Consider the following 1,274-nt stretch of genomic DNA (forward strand, 5'->3'; position numbering starts at 1 on the left):
GCGAAGAGGTGCCAAATGGAGCAAGGGATCAAGCGGACGCAGCGGGACTACAGTCTGGCTTTTAAGCTGTCGGTGGTGGCCCAGGTCGAAAAGGGCGAGCTGACGTACAAAGAGGCGCAGCAGCGCTACGGTATCCAGGGCCGCTCAACCGTGCTGGTATGGTTACGTAAGCACGGCTTGCAGGACTGGGCTGATCCATCCGGCCGTGCGCGATCAGGTTCCACCATGCCAAAGCCAGACTCAAAGCCGCCCACACCGGAGCAGCGCATCAAGGAGTTGGAGACGCAGTTGCGAGAGGCGCAAGAGAAAGCGGCGCTGTTTGAGGCCGTGCTCGACGTGATGCGTAAGGACTACGGAATCACCGTAAAAAAGCCTTCGGGCAGGTCGTCGCGCAAAGGCGGATCAAAAAGCTGAGCGTCGAGCGAGCCTGCCGATACATGGGTATCAGTCGCCAAGCGTATTACAAGCGTTTCCAAAGTGAGGAACGTCGCTGCTCGCAGGCCGAGATCGTGACGACACTAGTGCGGGATGTACGGCTGCGTCAGCCCCGACTTGGGACACGAAAACTGCATCATCTGCTCGGGCCAGCGTTGGTCGAGCGCGGCATCAAGTTGGGGCGAGATCGACTGTTCGATGCACTGCGCGCCGCGCGCCTGCTCGTCGTGCCCCGCCGGGCGTACCACAAGACAACGCAAAGCCATCATCGCTTCCGACGCCATCCGAATTTGCTGAAACCGGGACCAGATCAGATCGTGCCGACCGGCCCAGAGCAGGTATGGGTGGCCGACATCACGTACCTGCCGACGGCTGGCCCGTTTGTATATTTGAGTCTCGTCACGGATGCATTCTCGCGCAAGATCGTTGGCCATCACGTTCACGATAGCCTGCAAACCGAGCAGGTCAGTCAGGCGCTCAAGAAGGCGTTGCGCAGGCGTCGGAGCGGGCAGCCGTTGATCCACCACTCCGATCGCGGGGTGCAATACTGCTCGACCTACTATCAGGACATCCATCGACGTCACGGCTTGCGCTGTTCGATGACTGACGGGTATGACTGCTATCAGAACGCGCTGGCCGAGCGGGTCAACGGCATCCTCAAGGATGAGTTCCTGTTGCAACGTCCTGTTGACCTTGAGCAGGCTGCCAAGATGGTCGAACAGTCGGTGCACATCTACAACCATGAGCGACCGCATACGGCTCTGAAATACAAAACGCCCGATGCGGTGCATCGGGCGTTCTAGCGCCTGGATACTGTCAACCTATTCCAGGACTTGACA

General features: G+C 59.3%; 1 protein-coding gene. It reads left to right on the plus strand.

Annotated features, from left to right (window positions below; all coding sequences use genetic code 11):
* The first annotated feature begins 15 nt into the window (after positions 1–15).
* A protein-coding gene (locus tag LGM89_RS37015) for an IS3 family transposase (RefSeq protein WP_226208209.1) occupies positions 16–1,238 on the plus strand; the annotation gives its coding sequence in 2 pieces (ribosomal slippage) (positions 16–381 and positions 384–1,238; 1,221 coding nt in all).
* Positions 1,239–1,274: the final 36 nt, after the last annotated feature.

The organism is Burkholderia sp. AU31624 (assembly GCF_020420065.1).
Taxonomy (GTDB): Bacteria; Pseudomonadota; Gammaproteobacteria; order Burkholderiales; family Burkholderiaceae; genus Burkholderia.